At 74.7% G+C, this 1,329-nt stretch carries 1 protein-coding gene; it reads left to right on the plus strand.

The window, feature by feature from the left end:
• Positions 1 to 5 precede the first annotated feature (5 nt).
• Positions 6 to 1,190, plus strand: a complete 1,185-nt coding sequence (aztD, locus tag O4J56_RS31965; RefSeq protein ID WP_270690975.1) for a zinc metallochaperone AztD — start codon at positions 6 to 8, stop codon at positions 1,188 to 1,190.
• Positions 1,191 to 1,329 lie beyond the last annotated feature (139 nt).

Consider the following 1,329-nt stretch of genomic DNA (forward strand, 5'->3'; position numbering starts at 1 on the left):
GCACCGTGAGAACGCATCCCCACACCTTCCATCCCTCCCGGCGCCGACGCCCGGCGGCCGCGCTGTCCGCGGTGGCGGCGCTCGGCCTGGCGGCCACCGCCTGCGGTGGCGGCGGCGAGAGCGCCGAATCGGCGTCCGCCGAGGTCACCGACGCCCTCGTGGCCACCTACGACGGCGGGCTCTACGTCATCGACGGGGAGAGCCTCGAGGTCGTCGAGGACATCCCGCTCGAGGGCTTCAACCGGCTCAACCCGGCGGGCGACGGGCGCCACGTGCTCGTGTCCACCTCCTCCGGGTTCCGCGTGCTCGACGCGGTCGGCGCCGAGCTGACCGACGACGAGTTCGCCGCGCCCGAGCCCGGCCACGTGGTCCGCCACGCCGGGCGCACCGTCCTGTTCTCCGACGGCACCGGCGAGGTCACCTCCTTCGACCCCGCCGACCTGGGGGACGGGCTCCCCGAGTCCGAGACCTACACCTCCGAGGAGCCCCACCACGGGGTCGCCGTCGAGCTGGAGAACGGCGAGATGGCGGTGACCTACGGCGACGAGGAGGAGCGCCCGGGCGTCCTGGTCCTCGACGCCGACGGCGAGGAGATCCACCGCAGCGACGAGTGCCCCGGGGTGCACGGCGAGGCGGCCGCGAAGGACGGGGCGCTGCTCTTCGGCTGCGAGGACGGGGTCCTGCTCTACCGCGACGGGAAGTTCGCCAAGACCGACGCCCCCGACGACTACGGCCGCATCGGCAACCAGGCGGGGCACGAGGAGTCGCCGTACGTGCTGGGCGACTACAAGACCGACCCCGATGCCGAGCTGGAGCGCCCCGAGCGGATCTCCATCACCGACACCACCGACGGCGACCTGGAGCTGGTCGACCTGGGCACGAGCTACAGCTTCCGGTCGCTGGGGCGCGGCCCGGAGGGCGAGGCGCTGGTGCTGGGCACCGACGGGGCGCTGCACGTCATCGACCCGGAGTCGGCCGAGGTCACCGACTCCCACCCGCTGGTCGGGGAGTGGACCGAGCCGCTGGAGTGGCAGGACCCCCGCCCCACCCTGTTCGTGCGCGGGGACACCGCGTACGTGACCGAGCCGGGTGAGAAGAAGCTCTACGCCGTGGACATCGCGAGCGGCGAGGTGCGGGCGGAGACGGAGCTGCCCGAGGCCTCCAACGAGATCACCGGCGTGGAGGAGTGATCCCGCGCGGTCCGGGCCGGGGTGCGGCCCGCCCGGACCGCGTCCCTCCCTCGCCCCTCGCGGCGGGGGGTGAGGCCGCAGGGGGCCGTCGGCGGACGGCCCCGGCCACAGGCGGGCGCGCGCCCGACCCAACCCTGCC

This window comes from Nocardiopsis endophytica (assembly GCF_027706725.1).
GTDB classification, from domain to species: domain Bacteria; phylum Actinomycetota; class Actinomycetes; order Streptosporangiales; family Streptosporangiaceae; genus Nocardiopsis_A; species Nocardiopsis_A endophytica.